The sequence below is a fragment of the Desulfosporosinus youngiae DSM 17734 genome, from assembly GCF_000244895.1.
Classification (GTDB): domain Bacteria; phylum Bacillota; class Desulfitobacteriia; order Desulfitobacteriales; family Desulfitobacteriaceae; genus Desulfosporosinus; species Desulfosporosinus youngiae.
In genome coordinates, this window is sequence record NZ_CM001441.1 from 3,920,084 (window position 1) to 3,939,254 (window position 19,171).

At 44.2% G+C, this 19,171-nt stretch carries 14 protein-coding genes; 4 read left to right on the plus strand and 10 right to left on the minus strand.

Annotated features, from left to right (window positions below; all coding sequences use genetic code 11):
• Nucleotides 1-76: 76 nt before the first annotated feature.
• The 7 genes from ligA to DESYODRAFT_RS18295 form a co-directional block, all read right to left on the minus strand.
• Nucleotides 77-2,059: an NAD-dependent DNA ligase LigA gene (ligA, locus tag DESYODRAFT_RS18265; protein ID WP_007785342.1), complete on the minus strand. Its 1,983-nt coding sequence runs from the start codon at nt 2,057-2,059 to the stop codon at nt 77-79.
• A 372-nt stretch (nt 2,060-2,431) separates the two neighbouring features.
• Nucleotides 2,432-3,364 (minus strand): manganese-dependent inorganic pyrophosphatase, encoded by a 933-nt coding sequence (locus DESYODRAFT_RS18270; RefSeq protein WP_007785345.1) that lies wholly within the window; start codon nt 3,362-3,364, stop codon nt 2,432-2,434.
• Between the two features lie 66 nt (nt 3,365-3,430).
• On the minus strand, nt 3,431-5,698 hold the full coding sequence (gene pcrA / locus DESYODRAFT_RS18275; RefSeq protein WP_007785347.1) for a DNA helicase PcrA: 2,268 nt from the start codon (nt 5,696-5,698) through the stop codon (nt 3,431-3,433).
• A gap of 505 nt (nt 5,699-6,203) precedes the next feature.
• Complete coding sequence (asnS, locus tag DESYODRAFT_RS18280) at nt 6,204-7,595, minus strand: asparagine--tRNA ligase (protein WP_007785349.1); 1,392 nt, start codon at nt 7,593-7,595, stop codon at nt 6,204-6,206.
• Nucleotides 7,596-7,673: 78 nt separating this feature from the next.
• The gene (locus tag DESYODRAFT_RS18285; protein WP_007785350.1) at nt 7,674-9,692 is read right to left on the minus strand and encodes a methyl-accepting chemotaxis protein; all 2,019 of its coding nucleotides are present in this window, start codon (nt 9,690-9,692) and stop codon (nt 7,674-7,676) included.
• Between the two features lie 424 nt (nt 9,693-10,116).
• Complete coding sequence (locus DESYODRAFT_RS18290; RefSeq protein WP_007785352.1) at nt 10,117-10,617, minus strand: 2-thiouracil desulfurase family protein; 501 nt, start codon at nt 10,615-10,617, stop codon at nt 10,117-10,119.
• On the minus strand, nt 10,614-12,425 hold the full coding sequence (locus tag DESYODRAFT_RS18295) for a MutS family DNA mismatch repair protein (RefSeq protein WP_007785353.1): 1,812 nt from the start codon (nt 12,423-12,425) through the stop codon (nt 10,614-10,616). The genes DESYODRAFT_RS18290 and DESYODRAFT_RS18295 overlap by 4 nt, the downstream gene beginning before the upstream one ends.
• A gap of 348 nt (nt 12,426-12,773) precedes the next feature.
• On the opposite strand from DESYODRAFT_RS18295, the gene DESYODRAFT_RS18300 reads away from it, so the two are divergent.
• Nucleotides 12,774-14,117, plus strand: coding sequence for an ATP-binding protein (locus DESYODRAFT_RS18300; protein WP_007785354.1), 1,344 nt, complete (start codon nt 12,774-12,776; stop codon nt 14,115-14,117).
• Nucleotides 14,118-14,410: 293 nt separating this feature from the next.
• Here the strand turns inward: DESYODRAFT_RS18300 and DESYODRAFT_RS18305 are convergent, their stop codons facing one another.
• On the minus strand, nt 14,411-14,641 hold the full coding sequence (locus DESYODRAFT_RS18305) for a DUF2164 domain-containing protein (RefSeq protein ID WP_042339859.1): 231 nt from the start codon (nt 14,639-14,641) through the stop codon (nt 14,411-14,413).
• Between the two features lie 162 nt (nt 14,642-14,803).
• Between DESYODRAFT_RS18305 and DESYODRAFT_RS18310 the strand changes: the two genes are divergently transcribed.
• From DESYODRAFT_RS18310 to DESYODRAFT_RS18320, 3 genes are all read left to right on the plus strand, one after another.
• Entirely contained in the window at nt 14,804-15,160 is a 357-nt protein-coding gene (locus DESYODRAFT_RS18310) for a carboxymuconolactone decarboxylase family protein (protein WP_007785360.1), read from the plus strand.
• A gap of 191 nt (nt 15,161-15,351) precedes the next feature.
• Nucleotides 15,352-16,965, plus strand: coding sequence for an ABC-F family ATP-binding cassette domain-containing protein (locus DESYODRAFT_RS18315; protein WP_007785362.1), 1,614 nt, complete (start codon nt 15,352-15,354; stop codon nt 16,963-16,965).
• A gap of 204 nt (nt 16,966-17,169) precedes the next feature.
• Nucleotides 17,170-17,475, plus strand: coding sequence for a zinc-ribbon domain containing protein (locus tag DESYODRAFT_RS18320; RefSeq protein WP_007785363.1), 306 nt, complete (start codon nt 17,170-17,172; stop codon nt 17,473-17,475).
• A 241-nt stretch (nt 17,476-17,716) separates the two neighbouring features.
• On the opposite strand, the gene DESYODRAFT_RS18325 is transcribed toward DESYODRAFT_RS18320, so the two are convergent.
• Both DESYODRAFT_RS18325 and DESYODRAFT_RS18330 read right to left on the minus strand, forming a co-directional pair.
• A complete protein-coding gene (locus tag DESYODRAFT_RS18325) occupies nt 17,717-18,595 on the minus strand; it encodes a dimethyl sulfoxide reductase anchor subunit family protein (RefSeq protein WP_007785364.1) in 879 nt (292 codons plus the stop codon).
• 18 nt (nt 18,596-18,613) lie between these two features.
• Entirely contained in the window at nt 18,614-19,165 is a 552-nt protein-coding gene (locus DESYODRAFT_RS18330; protein ID WP_007785365.1) for a DMSO/selenate family reductase complex B subunit, read from the minus strand.
• Nucleotides 19,166-19,171 lie beyond the last annotated feature (6 nt).

A 19,171-nucleotide genomic window follows, 5' to 3' on the forward strand; every position in this document is an offset into this window, starting at 1 on the left:
AGTAATGATTATAACTTTCACTAATAATAAAAGAACGTTCCTTCATTGCGAAGAAACGTTCTTTTATTAGTGAAGACTAATGCTTTATTAGCTCTTCAAATTCCTCTTCAGTCAAGATCGGTACTCCCAGGCCTTGAGCTTTCACCAGCTTTGATCCGGCCTTCTCCCCGGCAACGACGAAAGCAGTCTTCTTACTGACACTGCTCGCCGCCTTGCCGCCATACTCTTCAATAAGGGTCTCAATCTCACGCCGCTCCCAGCGCTCCAGAGAACCCGTCACCACAATGCTTTTACCGGCCAATAGCTGGGGCTTCGCGGATGCTCCGGCGGTCATCTTCACTCCCGCAGCACGCATTTTCTGCAGAAACCGCGCCGTACTTTCCAAGCCAAAAAACTGTACCAAACTTTCCGCCATCCCCGGCCCTATATCCGGTATGGCTTGCAGCTCCTCAAACGTCGCCTCCTGCAGCTTTTCCATGGAACCAAAGGTTTGAGCCAGGATTTTCCCTGCTTTTACTCCTGTATGACGAATGCCCAGAGCAAAAATCAAAGGAGCTAAGCCACGCTCTTTGCTGTCGGCAATAGCCTTCAGTAAGTTTTCGGCAGATTTTTTTCCCATCCGTTCTAAAGGAATCAGATCCTCAAAGGTTAGGGCATAGAGATCAGCGGCATCTTTGATCAAGCCCGCATCCAGGAGCTGTTGAACAACCGCCGGTCCCAGTCCGTCAATCCCCATAGCATCGCGAGAGACGAAATGAATAATCCCCTCCCGTTGTTGAGCGGGACAGCTGATACTTTGGCAGCGATAGGCTGCCTCCCCTTCCTCACGGGAAACCGGACTCTGGCACTCGGGACAAAGCTCGGGCATTTCAAAGAGCCTTTCCGCGCCGCTGCGTTTTTCCGGCAGAGCTCTGATAACCTCGGGAATCACATCCCCCGCCTTATGGATGAGTACGTGGTCTCCAATCCGAATATCTTTTTCGCGGATATTATCCAGATTATGAAGGGTGGCACGGCTTACTGTGGAGCCTGCCACAGACACCGCCTGCAAGACCGCTGTTGGGGTTAAAACTCCTGTCCGTCCTACTCGAAGGACAATATCTTCAACAACGGTTTCCACTTGCTCTGCCGGAAATTTATAGGAAATGGCCCAGCGGGGACTTTTAGCCGTAAAGCCCAGCTCCTGCTGCAGGTCAAATTCATTGACTTTTATGACTAAACCGTCGATATCATAGGGAAAATTATGACGCTCCGCTGTCATTTGTTCACAATAAGCTATGACCTCTTCAATGTCGCTAAATAGCTTGTATTCAGGGTTGACCATAAAACCCTGCTCTTTTAAATAGGTAAGCACGTCAATTTGGTTATGTAATTCTAATTCTCGGGCCGATAAAACCTGATAGGCAAAATAGTCCAGCTTGCGCTCAGCCGTGATTCGGGAATTCAGCTGACGCAATGACCCTGCTGCGGCATTGCGGGGATTAGCAAAGGTGGATAGCCCTTCTTCTTCACGTTCCTGATTCAACCGGGCGAAAGAGGCTTTAGGCATGTACCCTTCTCCCCGGACATTTAACCTGGGAACCGTCTTGTTCAAGCGCAGGGGAATTGATCCTACGGTTTTGACATTGGCCGTAATATCTTCTCCCACAGCTCCATCTCCCCGAGTAGCTCCACGCACCAGCAACCCATCCTCATAGGTCAGAGCCACAGTCAAGCCGTCAATTTTCAGTTCCACCACATATTCTGCCGCAGGAGCAGCTTGCCGGACCCGTCGGTCAAATTCCCTCAAATCTCCCGGAGCAAAGGCATTATCTAAACTAAGGAGAGGTTCCAAATGCCGGACTTTTGTATACTCTTTAGCTACCGCTCCCCCAACCCGCTGAGTGGGTGAATCCGGGGTAACCCAATCCGGATGCTTAGCCTCCAATTCCAGAAGCTCACGCAGCAGAGCATCATATTCCGCATCCGTGATGCGGGGCTGATCCAGCTCGTAATATTGTTTATTGGCCTCTTCCAGATTTTTGCGCAGCGCTGCCAGGCGCTCAAGATCATCCTGCACTGAAATCCCTCGCTTCCAACCTAAACTATTATTAGTATAACCCTACCATATGTCTTTCAAAGCCGCCGGCGTTTGATACCCACCCGACATTACACTATAGACAATATTATATTACATATAGTGTAATATTTCGAACCAGTCCTGACATCTTGATGTGCCGGCATCTGCCTTACAGCCTTAGGCGAGGGATGTTGAGTCTCACTCCATTAAGATGAGCCAGAGAGTTACAAGCACAGCCTATCCTGACTAATTTAAGGTTCCAAATAACGGCAATTGAGATAAATAAGGCATCAAAAAGGGATTGTAACATACTTCAAACGTTAGTTACAACCCCTTTTTCTCAATATTATAAAGCAAGCTTAGGTATTATGATTAGCCTTGGAAATATGTGGTCATTTGTGGTACAACTTGCTTCTTACGGGAAAGAACGCCCGGCAGGGGAACGCTTCCATTGACAAGTTCTTTACCGAAGGCTTTAGCCACTTCTTCAGGGTTGTCCCCTTTAACAATCAGTTCAGTATAATCTTCGAGAATATCCGTAACCATCAGGCAGAGATATTTCATATCATTAGCAGCACGATGTGCTTCAATAGCCGCTGTTAAGTTAGCACGTACATCTTCGAAGCCTTCCATGCCCATTAAGCTGACTTGTCCAACCCCGATTTTGTGTGGTCCCATGGTAAAGGCTTTGAGGTCTTCCTCAATCATGCTTTGCGGAGTGCGGTCTGCAATGTTGGAAGATGCTTTAAACATGTCAATACCGAAGGTCTTGGGATCAACACCAGCAATTGCTGCTAATTCAGCTGCGATTACCTTATCCTCCTCTGTGCAGGTAGGGGATTTAAAGATAACGGTGTCGGAGAGAATGGCGGCGAGCAGGATTCCTGCAATTGGTTTTTCCGGAACTAATCCTTGTTCTTTAAAAGCCTTCGCTACAATCGTACATGTGGAACCAACAGGCTCGATACGGATATGGATAGGATCAGAGGTTTGCAGTCCACCGATTTTGTGATGGTCGATAACTTCGATAAGTTTAGCTTGATCTCCACCGGCAACTGCTTGACCCCACTCGTTGTGGTCAACGAGAACCAATGGCTGACCTGCTTCTACAGACTCCAACACTTCAGGAATAGCAACACCATAGAAGTTGAGAACATACTCTGTCTCTTTATTGAGTTTACCGGCAGAGCAAGGAACAACATTGGCAGTCCCTGTGAGTTCTTTTAAACGGGCTAAAGCAATAGCTGAGCAAACTGAATCTGTATCTGGGCTTTTGTGACCAACGATATAAATTTTATCTGACATAATCAAACACCTAAACCTTTCTCTTCCTCATTTTTTGAAATGCACCTGGATAAAGAATAAAAAATGTCACAGTTTCGTTAACTTGGCATACTCCGCAATTAACTTCTTGATTCCACTGTCAAAAACAATTGACAGTTCCGCTTGATTTCCTTCTCCTTTAATGGAGACAATAATCCCTCGACCAAACGTCGCGTGTTCCACTTTTTCTCCTACCTGATGCGCCTCACCTCCTTTAATGACCAGCGTACTCCCAAAATCCTTTTCCCACGACCCTGAACCTAAAGGAATGGTTCGGTCCGACAGGGCATCCCTTCTCCGAATCGGCTTAGCTGGAGCAGCAGGACGACGTTTTGGCGGATCAAGGGGGTCTATATCCGTCATTAATTCCGACGGTATCTCCATCAAAAAGCGAGAGGGCTGATTGTATTGCGTCTTGCCATAGAGCATCCGCATTTCTGTATGACACAGGTATAGTTTCTCCCTCGCCCGAGTGATGGCGACATAACAAAGTCGCCGTTCTTCCTCTAAAAGAATTGGCTCTATTATTGAACGGCTGCTGGGGAAAATCCCATCTTCCATACCAACCACAAAAATAACGGGGTATTCTAAGCCCTTGGCACTATGCATCGTCATTAATGCCACGGCTTCCTCGGCCTGGTCTAATTCATCAATATCGGCAACCAAGGATACTTGTTCTAAAAATCCGCTTAACCCCGGGACAGTCTCCTCCTCAACTCCATCGTTCAAGGCGTTTTGTGCAGCCTGAGCTGCTTTATCATCATATTCGGAGGTGACGGAAAGAAATTCCATCAGGTTTTGCAGACGGGTTTCCGCTTCCGGAGTGTTTTCAGCTTCAAGGATTCCTTTGTACCCCGTTTTGTTCAGAATCTCTTCCACCAGATCTGAGACTCTTGCCCCTTCAGCAAAGCTCGCCAGGCCCTGCATCAGGTGGGCAAAGGCAATTAACGGCTTCTTGGCGCGTGTCGATAATTCCGGGATATATTCAGCCTCCAGAACGGCGTCCAGCACAGGCATTCCTTGTTCATCCGCATATTCCAGTACCTTCTGCAGCGTGGTGTCTCCCAGTCCGCGTTTCGGCACATTAAGCACCCGGGCAAAACTCACTTGATCTGCCGGATTATATAGAACCCGCAAATAGGCTAAAATGTCCTTGATCTCCATACGCTGATAGAATTTCAGTCCCGAGAACACGCGGTACGGTATGCCTTCCTTCATGAAACGCTCCTCAAGAGCCCGGGACTGAGCATTTGTCCGATAAAGAATGGCAAAATCATTATAAGGACGCCCTTCCAGCTCGTGCAAACGCTGAATGCGATTGACCACATAGCTGGCCTCATCTCGTTCGTCAGACCCTACATAACACACCACAGACTGCCCCTCTGAGTTTTCCGTCCAGAGCGACTTCTCCTTACGGGACTCATTATTCTTAACCACCGCATTAGCGGCACTGAGAATCGTCTGGGTTGAACGGTAATTTTGTTCAAGTTTGATGACCTTCGCTTCCGGATAATCCCGCTCAAAGTCGAGAATATTTTGGATATCCGCACCCCTCCATCCATAGACGGATTGATCATCATCCCCCACCACACAAAGATTGCGGTATTCACTGGCTAAAAGCTTGATCAGCCTATACTGAGCATGATTGGTATCCTGGTACTCATCTACCATAATATAGCGGAATTTATCCTGATAATACCGGTACACATGGTCGCTTTGCTGGAAAAGCTGTACCGTGAGCATGATAATATCATCAAAATCAAGAGCATTATTGCTCTTAAGGCGTTTCTGATAAGAACGGTAAATATCGACGACTTTTTGTTCAAAATAACTGGCAGCTTTATAGGAAAACTCCTCCGGGTCCTGGAGCTTGTTCTTAGCATCACTAATAACCGCAGCTACACTGCGCACCGGAAACTTTTTTTCATCATAGTTTTCTTCTTTTAAGCAGGCTTTGATTAAGGACTGCTGATCCCCTGTATCATAAATGACAAAATTCCGGTTATACCCCGGCAAATTATCGATATCACGTCTTAAAATACGGACACAGGCTGAGTGAAAGGTAGTAACCCATAGGCCATATCCTTCACTGCCCAGCAAGGCAGCCACCCGTTCCCGCATCTCTTTGGCAGCTTTATTGGTAAATGTAATGGCTAATATCTCACTGGGTTCTACCCCTTGAGCAATCAAATGGGCAATTCTATAGGTGAGAACCCGGGTTTTCCCCGATCCTGCTCCGGCAAGAATTAGAAGCGGCCCTTCTCTATGCTCCGCAGCTTCGCGCTGCATTGGATTTAAATCCTCTAATCGGTACACGACCACTTCACCTCACTTCTTGTGCTTATTATAACATACTGTACGTCCTTGATTTAGCAACAGACCCCCCTCCCTCTATGATATCACAATAATTATTTGCTATACCAAAAGGTAATGGATGCCATAGGAGAACCGATATTACAGAAGGGTTTTAGTTTAATTTTTAAGAAACACCTCCCAAAAAGAGTGTAAACTTCGAAAGCATCCGCCATAATGGAAAAATATACAAGGATAAATGTCATTAATGTACGTAATATGACGAATGCAGCTAGGGTAAAAGGACAAATCCTCTTGATCCCCCATCCTAAACTAATATAATAACATAAATAAGGTTAATGGTGTTCGTCCCAAGCCAATGAAATGCTAATCATGCACCTGGTACCAAAGATAGTAAAAACAAATGACATGAGGAATACAACTATGTGCAAAATAAAAAACAGATGTACTAAATTAATACATCTGTCTGATCAATCATTTCACTGAAAGTTCCTGCCTGTGCCGTTTGTTAAAACTCACAGGAATTCGCGGTTCTAGGGAATGAAATCACATCCCGAATATTGGCCATACCCGTCAAATACATAATCACCCGTTCAAAACCCAGACCATACCCGGCATGTTTCACACCGCCATACCGCCTTAAGTCAAGATACCACCAGTAATCCTCTGCGTTCAGTCCGGATTCCTGCATACGCTGCTGCAGGATATCCAGCCGTTCTTCCCGCTGGCTTCCCCCGATAATCTCACCAACTCCGGGAACGAGCAGGTCCATAGCGGCTACCGTCTTGTTGTCGTCATTCAGCCGCATATAGAAAGCCTTAATATCCTTAGGATAATCTGAGACAAAGACAGGTTTTTTGAAGATCTTTTCAGTCAAATAACGTTCATGCTCAGTTTGAAGATCCATCCCCCAGCAAACAGGATACTCGAACTTGACATTTTCCCTTTGCAGCATTTCCACAGCCTCTGTATAAGTAACACGAACAAATTCCGAGCTTAGGATATTTTCCAAGCGATCAAATAAGGTCTTATCGACAAACTTATTAAAGAAGGCCATTTCCTCCGGAGCATTGTCCAAGGCATATTGGATCACAAACTTCATCATCTCTTCAGCTAAATTCATGTTATCTGAAAGATCAGCAAAAGCAATCTCCGGTTCAATCATCCAAAACTCAGCGGCATGTCTCGCCGTATTGGAATTTTCTGCTCGAAACGTCGGCCCAAAGGTATACACATTTCGAAAGGCCATGCAATACGTCTCCACATTAAGCTGACCACTTACTGTCAGGCTGGTTTCCCTGCCGAAAAAGTCTTTGGCAAAATCAAGGTTGCCCGATTCATCCTTGGGCGGCAAAGCCATATCCAAGGCAGTCACCCTAAACATTTCCCCTGCGCCTTCAGCATCACTGCCGGTAATAATCGGAGTATGTACATAGACATATCCCTTCTCCTGAAAGAACTTATGAATTGCGTAAGCAACAACGGATCTCAGCCGAAAGACAGCCGCAAAGGTATTCGTTCTCGGGCGCAAATGGGCAATAGTCCTCAAATACTCAAAGGTATGCCGCTTTTTTTGCAGAGGATAATCCGCCGCAGACAAGGCCAGAATCTCAATGTTTTCCGCCTTCACTTCAAAGGGTTGTTTGGCACCCGGTGAAGAGACCAGCTCACCTTGGATACGGATCGCCGAGCTAATGGTCAGCTTCCCGATCTCAAGGAAATTATCCAGACTCTCTTCGAAAACGACTTGAATATTTTCGAAGAAACTTCCATCATTGATTTCTATAAAGCCAAATGCTTTGGAGGTACGCACAGTACGAACCCATCCGGAGAGTTCTACTTTTTGATTGAGAAACAGGTCTGTCTCTCTGTAAATTTCCTTAACAGTCACTAATTTCATGATTTTCCTCCTCAACAATCCTCATTGAGAGTTTAGGCATAGTTTACTTTGCAATTATACCTGATTAGATTGCCGACTTCAAATCACAAACCGCTTACTTTGGGCCTTCAAGTCCTCCGTCAAGAGAACCAGTCCTTGCGTACTTTCACGAATCATACCAACCGCTGCACTCATCTCCTCTGTGGAAGCGGCAATTTCCTCTGCAGCGGCCGCATCTTCCTGGCACATACCCGAAATCTCCGAAACTGACCTGGTGATTGCGTCCCCCATCTGAACAACCTGCTGAACCTCATCCTCCATTACCCTTAACATTTGAGCCACTGATTGCGTCCCTTGGGATATTTCCGTAAATTGCTCCAATGCCTGTTCTCCTATATCTGATTGTTCTTTGATCAAAAGAACAGCTTCTTCTGAAGCTTGGGCAGAGCTTTCTACATTTGAAGTCACTTCATTGATCAACGCCGCAATCTGTGAGGCGCTTTCTCTGGAGCCCTCAGCCAACTTACGGACTTCTTCGGCTACTACAGCAAATCCTCGTCCGGCTTCACCGGCACGCGCCGCCTCTACCGCCGCATTAAGGGCAAGGAGATTAGTCTGCTCAGAAATCCCCGTAATAATCTGAGTAATCCCGCGGATTTTTCCGGTTTGTTCTTTAAGAAGCTGACTTCCGTTCTGAATCTCCCCAACTTTGTCCGCAAAGGTCCGCATCTTATCCGCCAGATGTTTCATAATTGTTTCTCCGCTAACGGTTCGTCCACTAACGTCGGTGGTGCTTGCCGCAATGTTCTCGATATGTCGTGCCAAGGTTTGAATGCTTTGATTAATACCCTCACTTTGTACATTCATCTCACTCGTACGCTGGGCAATCGCCTGAGAACCGCTGGCAACCTGGCCAACACTCTCAGACACTTGGTCTGTCCCTTTGGATGTTTGACTGACAGCCGCTGAAATTTCTCTTGAAGAACTCTCGACCCGCTCTGCCACTTGGTTTATTGAAGAACATGTTTCCCTGGTATTCTCCAGCATCTTTTTCATGGCGAGAGCTAAGGTTTCCAACTCTCCGTACCAATTTGTCTTAATATCAAGGTTTAAATTTCCCGTTGCCAGAACTTCTGCATCCTTTGTCAACTGAATCAGCGGCCGGGTAAGAGTTAATGAAACCAAATATCCGGCAGCGACTCCCAACAAAAGAACCAATAATCCCACCAGCAAGACCCAGCGTTTCAGAGCGCTTAGCTCTTGTTCTATCCCTTCCCGCGAGACTGCCGTTTTGATATACCCTTTCACGTCTCCCCGGTAGTCTTGGAAGGGAATGAGCGAAACATTGAAACGGCCATCCTCACTTACCGTAAATTGAGCCTGCCCATTGACAAGTGCTTTCAGCGTACTTTCCGGTACGGGGAAATTATCTTCACTGGTACCTGCCAGCAGACCGCCATTCTCTTTCACCTTTTTGACCATGGAAGTCGCTGGATCGAGAAGATAGATAAAATAATCCCCAGGGTTCTTTTTTTGCAAAGACTCTAAAAAGTCTTCTCCGAAATCCATTCCATACTCTACAGTACCAACCCACAGCTCTTGGTACTTGACCGGAACCACCACTCGAAATCCGTATCCTTCGACCCCTTCTTCCAATCCTTCCACAATTTTATGTTCTAAATTGGCAGCCACCACTGTCGGGCGAATCTTTGAAAGATCATCTCCAAATTTATTCGGGGAATGTGCCCGGTAAAAGGAAATGGCTGGTGAGAGATGAAACTGGAGTTGGCTAAAGCCTTCCTTCTTAATCTCGTCAAAAACAGGCTGAACCAGACGGGCAACTGTGGTTCGGTCTTGTTCAGCTAAAGCCTTTGCCACGTCTGGGTTCATAGTCACGGATAGTACAGACGACTTTGCCCGATCCATACGATTAACAAATTCATCCTTAATTCCCTGTTCCACAAGTCGCTCTGTTTGAAGTTCACTGGTTTTAAGTAGTTTTTCAGCATTCCACAGGCTAGCGCCGGATAAGGCCGCCACCACGACAATAATCACCATCCCGGCTACAAGAGTAATTCGAGTTTTAATAGACATGGAATGTTTGCTCCGTTTTGACATCTGATCTCCCCCAGTTCTGATTCACTTGCCGATTTTTGTAATTTAAAATGATCTAATTGGGCCGACTACGATATAGCTGTTTAAGATTTTTTACTAGACAAATAACTGAAGACAAATAGCCTCGAAAAGGAACATATCTCTTCGAGGCTTACATTTCATTCAATCTAAAATGTCTAAACTTATTGAGCACCCCTTTCCATAAAGGTCTCGAATAAACACTCTAAAAAACCGTCCTAAAAACTTAAAGACCCCAAAAAGGCAGTTTCTCGCACAGGAGTGAACGAATCGTACGTAGAGGCGGTAAGGCACAACTTCTTGAATTATCAATATTTTACCTCACATATCACAAAATAAAGGTAATATCCCCGACATAATTATTGTCAGGAATATTACCTTTATCAAAAAAACAACTTAACCCTTCCCATTATTTTGTGTGCTCTGCTGCCTTATCCTTTGTGATCAGCTCAATTAATCCCTCCTCGGTCAGCTCTTCTTCTGAGTAAATCGGGATATCACGCTGTTTCAGTAGAGCAGCAGTCACACCTTGTCCAGGAATCAGGCGATGGGCAAAGCTTCCATTATAAATATAATTAACTCCGCAGGAAGGGCTCCGCTCCTTAAGAATCGCTGCTGTTACACTAACCATCCCCACAATTTTCAAGACTTCCTTTGCTCCTTGAATGAATTGTAAGCTTACTTCATCTCCGTGCTCACCCCGGGCAGAGCTTTTTCCCTGAAGCACTTCCCACCCGGTTCCATTAATAATCTCCACAGGATCACGAGGAGTTGGCAATCCTCCCAATTGTTCAGGGCAAACCGGAATAAACCTTCCTAAAGAAGTATAGTTCTGAATTAATGCATGGGCATTTGACTCACCATTATACTTCGCATTTAATCCCAGCAAACAGGAACTCACAAGAATCATAGCTTATTTTCCTCCACATCAATTCCAGCCATTTTGATTAAATACATAGCATTACGAGTCGTTGAAATACCTGGCCGCAGTTTATAGTCAAAATGGATTTCATTATTTTTATAATACTCCCGAAAATGATAATTCCGGATTCTCCTCTCACTCTCATGTTCCATACTCCCCAACTCTAAATCATGGGTTGAAACCATACCCATCGCCCCGGATTTACTCAACTGCTGAATTAGAACCTTAGCTCCGGCATGCCGGTCTTGAGAGTTCGTTCCTTTGAAAATTTCATCTAACAGGAAGAAAATGTTGGAGTGGGTCTTCGACGCACTGACAATCTGCTTGATCCTTAACAGCTCTGCATAGAACGAAGAGATGCTTTCACCAAGATTATCACTGACCCGCATACAAGTATAAATCTGGAGTATCGAACAGCTGAACACTTTGGCACATACCGGGGCTCCGGCATATGCCAAAACAAGATTGATACCCAGCGTTCGAAGCAAGGTGCTCTTGCCGGACATATTTGAACCTGTAATTAACAATATACCGGAACGTCGATCCAAGGATAAATCATTGCATACCGCCTCTTTCAAAAGGGGGTGTCCCATACTAACCGCATCAATACCAGGCCTTTCAGTGATAATCTCCGGAATCACCCAGTCCTGGTGATCAAAGCGAATGATTGCCAAACTTGATAAGGCCTCCAATTCGCCGATAGTCTCCAGCCACCGAGTAAGATAACGGCCCGACCTTTCTTTCCAGGATTCCAGAGCAATCATACACTGGATATCCCAAAGTGTGAGAATGTTAATCGCCAAAAACATTGAATTATCCCGGTTAGCTATTAGCTCAGCAATACTCGAAAGCTTTTTGATTTGTTTAAACGCCGGTTTTTTATCACGATCGTATAAACCCAGCTTTAAAGCCTTGAGATAATCCGATTGGAAGGATCGCTTTTCGAACCGTTCCAACATTTTCTCATAGATTTTAATGCTCTCTTTATAAGTATAAACCTCATTCAGTGCTTTGCCCCGTTTCTTTCCGGTAAAGAGGATGATTGTCTGAATTATAACACCCGTCAGCGGATACCAGTAGGAGACCTTTGCTGTCATAAGGTAAAGCAGCAAAAATGTAATTGTGACGATCGGCAGCGCCCGGACTGAAATTAAAACGCCTGGCCGCAGATACGATTTATCATAGGTTTTAGCCCATTCAATAATGGCATTTGGAGACTTGATCGGGCCTTTAGCCATTTGGGCTTCGGCTAAGAACCGCTGACGCCAGGCAAGATTCCCCGCAAGTTCTTTAATTGCCTCTTGCTTCTTTTGAATCAATTCAACGTTTGTCGGAGGCTCGGTCAGCCACTCTTTCAGTTTATTCCGGCCGCCAAAGGTCTTAGCTGTATTAATCCACTGAAAAAGCGAACCAACACCAAAAAGGTCAAGATCTTCTGAGTAAGGGTGTGCTGAGTCTTTAAAGTCCTCCCCTGCATCTGAGAAGGTTTTCCATTCTCCGCCAAGGCGCTTTAAAGCCTGATCATAGACTTCATAAAACACTTGATTATAATTTTGCCTTGTTCTTAAGTTCTGATGCCAGATTACCAAGGCAACGAAAGTGACTATGGTCAAAGCCATAATTCCAAAACTCCACGAAGTACTGTGAGTCATATAAAAAAAGCCTGCCAGTCCGCAGCCGGCAAGAAACGTGATGAGTCTTACATTGCTTAATTGGTTAATAGTCCGAGTTAGTCTTTCTTTCCGGCCGGCATAATGCTTTGCGCGTTTTTCATATAGAATTTTTGGGTCTTTCAAAATTTGGCCTCCTAAATTTAAAACAGATTGTCGCCTAAATAATGACGCAAATGATTCCAGTATAAGTATACACGAATCAATTCTTTATTTCCATATTATTACATGCTTCTTTGAGCTAAACTTTTCCTCACTTTTCCTCCTTCTTAATTATTCTGCCTCTCTGAATCAATACCTTCTCCCAGTTATTCTATTCAGGAATTTATTCATCTTTAATAGCACTCCTATAACCAATTTTTACTTCCTGAGTACTCATTGATATTCTCCTTATAAGTAGTTATGAGCCGAAGAATGTAGTAAGATAGTTGATAGATCGATTTTGTTTGGAATTACAACTGGAGGAACTAAATAATGAGCCAAAAGACATTAACGACCACATTGCTGGCACTGGATTCTCTGTCTATCTATCGAGGACTGCTGAACGATAAAGTAATCAACAGCCTGCGGTCCCTGCTTTATTGTCTAAACAAAACGGATACTGAACTTAGAGAGATTGTCAATTCATATAACGATTATTACTTTGAACTGGCCAAAAGCGGTACGATGTCATTGCAAGAATACATCCTGGACAAGATAGTTTTCGATGAAAATCCATTTACATTTAACTTACAGGCTGTGCAGAACAACGGTTTTGACCCTATTCTGGAAAAGGCTGCTTCAAATGATTTAAAAGCGCTTCAACTGGTTTCCAAACTTGAGCCAGCCATGATCAAAGCAGCACTTAATCAGTTATTTGAAGAGCCCGGCTGTCAGACATTGATTGAGGGGCTCCCCGATTGGGCAATTATACCTCAAACTTCCGGCAGCCTTGCCCATATTCAACAAATTAAAGAGCAGTTTTGCCGTTCTATTCAATGGGCTGAGTGCCTGAAGGAGCTTAAAATTTTCCACAGAACTTACGGGTGTGGTGTATTCGCGCGTTACATTGCCTTTGTATGGGAAAAAACAAATGGACAAGGTTACCTTAAGGGTATAGATCATCCTGATCCAATTACTTTAGATGAGTTAGTGGAATACCAAAACGAACGTTCACCAGTGATAGAGAATACTCTTCAGTTTCTGAAGGGTTTTCCGTCCAACAATGTACTTTTATATGGTGACAGAGGCGCAGGAAAATCATCAACCGTTAAAGCCATACTCAATGAATATCATACACAAGGATTACGCATGGTTGAGGTCCCCAAAGCCTATCTTGCCGATTTTCCGCTAATTATCCGGCAGCTGAAAAACAGAGCTCAAAAGTTCATCATCTTTGTTGACGATTTAGCATTCGGAGACAATGAGGAAAACTATACCTCGCTCAAGGCCGTACTTGAGGGCGGACTTGAAAGCAAAACCCCTAACATACTTATCTACGCAACTTCCAACCGAAGACATTTAGTAAAAGAGTATTTCAGCGAAAGGGCAGGCTTACATTCAGGCAACCATAATGAAGAGGTTCATGCCGGGGACAGTATGCAGGAAAAGCTTTCCCTCGCGGATCGTTTCGGAATAAACGTTGTTTTCTCTTCACCCGATCAGAAACGTTATTTGAAAATTGTTGAAGGGATCGCTGACAGCAGAAATTTGATAATTGACAGGGAACGCCTGCAGCGAGAGGCTTTGCAATGGGCACTATGGTATAACGGACGTTCTGCAAGGACTGCTAAACAGTTTGTCGATTGGATCGAGGGACATTTAAACTTGAATATCTAACCGATTTAATATCCAGTCAAAAGGGAAGAGGCACGCCTCTTCCCTTTTGACAATAGCTAATTTCTTCCACCGGAATCCAAACCTCATTAACAGTCAGTGATCGTATTTAAAAATTCTTTGATACACTCCCACTCGTTCAGCTTTTCTTCGAATTTGCATAACAATTTGTAATTACATCCCATAAGGCGATCCTCATATCCTTAACAAATGACACCCGTTCTTCGTAGACCTACAATGGGTTGAAAGGAGTTAACCAGACACATTGCTTTCTCCTGCTTTCTAAGTTTTGTCTTTCACCTAAAACGTTTCTCAAGACTGAGCAAATCCTCGACACGTTCGCTCATATAATTATAAGAATCTTCGATCCCCTTATTATAAATATAAGGCCCGATATTAATTAGAATATAATCAAGAAGAAGCTCAGCGCCTAAATTGCTAAGATCTTCATCCCTCTCATTCGCGAAATATCTCTTAAGATCCTCTATAAGAACTTCTCTGATTTCTTTCCTGAGCTCTATCTCCATTTTCTTCAATTCAAATCCCCCCTTATTCGCCTGACCAAAAACTGTTATTTTATTATACCTATAAGTTGAATTTAGTACATCCTGTATAACACCGGTTACTCAATGAATAAAAATCCACAAATTGGATGATAATGTAAATATAACGGAAAGGAGTTCATTGGCATGGATGATTATTTTGATAACCTTGATAGTACAGAAATTAACTTAAAGTACTTTACAGAACATCATGGGACCATTTATGATGCCTATGAAAAATACGGCCAGCTAATACATAAGGATGGCGGACCCTTAGATGAAAAAACATGCTGGCTCATTAAAGTAGCTTTATCTACGGAGTGCCAATACCCAAGAGCCTTAAGAACACACATCCTAAAAGCCATGAAATGCGGCTGCACTAAAGAGGAAATCGAACACGCTATTCTCTTAGTGGCACCTAGTGCAGGATTTCCGAGAACCATGCAAGGCATTTTAATCCTAAGGAAATTGTTAACCGAAGCTGAAGGACAATCGATCCACTAAGCCCAATAGATCTAGGCTGAAACTTCAAAGTCCTCTTCCTTAAACAGGCGGGAGGACTTCTTTATGCCCGCGGTCCCTTCTTTATTTGAACCGTTCGGCTATTGCTTTTCTCAACCTATACCTAATTGTAATAAGATGATATACTATATTCTCAAGCAAGGGCAAATCTATATATAAAGGAACGATTAATAATGATTAGTACCAGCAGGTTAACCTTAAGATTCGGTAAAAGAGCCTTATTTGAAGATGTCAATGTCAAATTTCTCCCCGGAAACTGTTACGGTTTAATTGGAGCCAATGGCGCCGGAAAATCAACCTTTTTAAAAATACTGTCCGGTGAGATCGAATCTACCAGTGGTGAAGTCGTTCTGACGCCTGGAGAACGCATTGGAGTTTTAAAGCAGGACCACTTTGAATTCGAAGAATATGAAGTGCTCAAAACCGTTATCATGGGGCACTCCAGACTATACGAGATTATGGAAGAAAAAGACGCTCTCTACTCCAAACCGGATTTTTCTGAGGAGGACGGAATTAGAGCATCTGTCTTAGAAGGAGAATTTGCTGAACTGAATGGCTGGCAGGCAGAGTCTGAAGCATCTGAATTATTGATGGGGCTAGGGATAGGTAAAGACTTGCAAGCCAGTAAGATGAAAGATCTTAGTGGAAATGAGAAAGTTCGGGTCTTACTGGCCCAAGCCCTGTTTGGCAATCCGAATATCCTGTTGCTTGATGAACCAACCAACCATCTCGACCTTCAATCAATCCGCTGGCTGGAGAATTTCCTTTATAATTATGAAAATACCGTTATTGTTGTCTCTCATGACCGGCATTTCTTGAACAAAGTATGTACCCATATCGCGGATATCGATTTCGGTAAGATTCAATTATACGTGGGCAATTATGATTTTTGGTATGAATCCAGCCAATTGGCACTTAGATTAATGCGGGAAGCCAATAAGAAAAAAGAAGACAAAATTGAAGAACTGCAGAGATTTATTCAGCGCTTCAGTTCAAATGCATCCAAAGCAAAACAAGCAACCTCCCGTAAAAAGCAGCTTGACAAGTTAACTCTTGACGATATCAAGCCGTCTTCCCGTAAATATCCTTATATAGCCTTCACGCCGGATCGGGAAGCAGGTAACAATATTTTAGATGTCAAAAACTTAAGTGTCACTATTGACGGCGAAAAAATTCTCGATAACCTCTCCTTTATGGTAAACAAAGGCGACAAGATTGCTTTCGTTGGTCCAAATGGCGTTGCCAAGACAACCTTGTTTAAAGTATTGATGGGTGAGATTACCCCTGACAGCGGTGAATATAGCTGGGGGGTTACAACGACTCAAGCCTATCTTCCTTTGGATAACTCGTCGTACTTTGAGACGGACCTGAATCTTGTGGATTGGCTGAGACAATTCTCTAAAGACCCTGATGAGTCCTTTGTCCGGGGATTCCTTGGCCGGATGTTATTCTCCGGAGATGAGTCCTTGAAAAAGGCGAGTGTCCTTTCCGGGGGAGAAAAAGTACGGTGTATGCTTTCGCGCATGATGCTCAGCGGCGCGAACATCCTCATATTTGATGAGCCTACCAATCACTTGGATATGGAGTCAATCACGGCGCTCAACAATTCGTTAACGAACCTCGACGGAAATATCCTGTTTGTATCTCAAGATCATCAGTTTGTTCAAACCATCGCCAACCGTATCATTGAAATCACACCTAAAGGACTCCTGGATCGACAGATGACCTACGATGAATACCTTGAAAATGAAGATGTTAAAGCCCTGCTGGAGAAGATGTATAGCTAACTCCGTTAATTTTGGCATAAATAGCTTAAAATATGGTTATTAGGAAATATACTATTTGACATCTGTCATTATTTTGTTATACTGATATAAGCTCGTAAAAACTTGTGGATTTAGCAAACCTTCTCTATTGCCTAAGGCTCTGGGATGAAGTTGTTGAACTTGCCATGTAGAGCACGGGTAATATATTTTTGGAGGTTTTTTATAATGTTTAATGACAAAATTCTAAATTGCAGAGACTGTGGACGGGATTTCGAATTTACCGCATCTGAACAAGAGTTCTATGCAGAAAAAGGATTCACTAACGAACCTGGTCGCTGCCCTGAGTGCCGTGCAGCCAAAAAAGCACAAAACAGAAACAACGGCGGCGGATATGGCCGTCAGCAACGTGAAATGTTCCCTGCCATTTGCGCTACTTGCGGAAAAGAAACAACCGTTCCTTTCCAACCATCAGGCGACAAGCCAGTTTATTGCCGTGAGTGCTATCAACCACGTTCACGCAGCAATTGGTAATCACTAATCAGCACACTGAGACCTTCCTAAGCTTGCTTGGGAAGGTCTTTTAATATACTATTTCGTATTCGTAAGCACCAAACATAGTAGATCTCAATTCATTCTTTGGTGGTGCCGTCAGCGACATGGAGGTCTTTCTAAGCATACGGGCAGCTCCAACTTCTTGTGGAGCTGCCCGTATCATCTATTGCTTATTTGAACTTGGATTTAAAGTCTAAAACGTAATTACGCGTCTTTGAGCCTAGTGTAAGCCCACCATGATCGATACCGCGGAAGCGTAAAATACATAACGCCCAATGAACTCTCCTACAAGTACTACGCCTAAAGCAAGGTAAACTGAGTTGGCAGGAATGGTCCCTTTGCCGCCTTTAAAGATGGCATTCAGTAAAAGAACTCCACCCAAGATGGAAATGACCCACTTTAAGATCAACGTCATAGCATAGCTGTCCTTAAGGAGTTCAGCTGAAGCCATTGCTGCACTTCCACCGGACCCCAAGCCCGAGATATAGACCGGCAAATAGATCAGGGGGACTGCCAACGCTGCGATAGCTACAAAACTTACTTTCTTCAAGGTGCTTGAAACCTCCGGCGAAACGTCGGCCCCTTTCATCCCGTGAACCATGGACGCTAAGGCTCCAGTCGCACCAAAGAGAAGTGTTGTGCCGAAAAAGGCAATATAAGTATTGGTGTCAGCCCAAGCGGGACGAACAGACGTGGCATAAATGCTGGCCATGCTAAAGACCGCCGCCAACCCAAACAGTACTGTGACCCAACTCAGAGCAGCTCCGCTCTTGCCTTTTCTCTCAAGATAGTAACCAATTGCCCATAGTACAAAGAAACCTCCGGCCGTTACAATCTCACGGCTTAACCAGGATGATCCTAAATTAGAAATCGACCGGTAGGCACCCAAAGGTGATCCTAAATGGAATAAGGAAAAGATCAAGGCTAAGGCCATTAACGGACCGACTGCTCTCATCCCGCCTTTTGTGATCTGATCTGCAACCGGTGAGTTGTTCTTACTGTTCAGGATTGACCGCACGACTACTAAGATAAAATAAGTTCCTACTGCCAACTGGCTTAATAAAGTGAACATCATTAAAGGCCATTCTTCAGCAAACATTGTAAGGCCCCCTTCATTTTACTTCACAGCTTCTTTATTAGGATTAATGATAAGCGAAGGATTGGTTATTCCTGAATCCGGTAACCCTTTGACATCTGCTGTGCCTTTATGGTTCTTACGCAGCTCTTCGATGTCTCCAAACTGCAAAGCTCTCATCTGGCAGGCAGTTACACAGGCCGGCTCTTCTCCCATATCAAGCAGGTCAGCACACATGTTGCATTTTCCGGCTTTACCTTGCTTCTCAAGGTACTTCGGTGCTCCATAGGGACAAGACCAGGTACAGAGTTTACAGCCAATACATTTTTCCTTATCATGCGTGACGACACCGTCCTTTTCGCGTTTAGATAACGCGCCTGAAGGACAGTTCTTGACGCACTTCGGGTCTGAACAATGATTACACCCCATGGAGATGTGATAAGCCCAAGGTTTAGGAAATTTTCCGCCTTCGAAATTATGGACCTTTCTAAAAGTGGTTCCCGCTTCCAAATTATTTTTGTCACTACAGGCTATTTGACAGGTTTTACAGGTTGTGCAGACTGTCATATCGTAATAAAAACCAAGTTGTGCCATTATTCC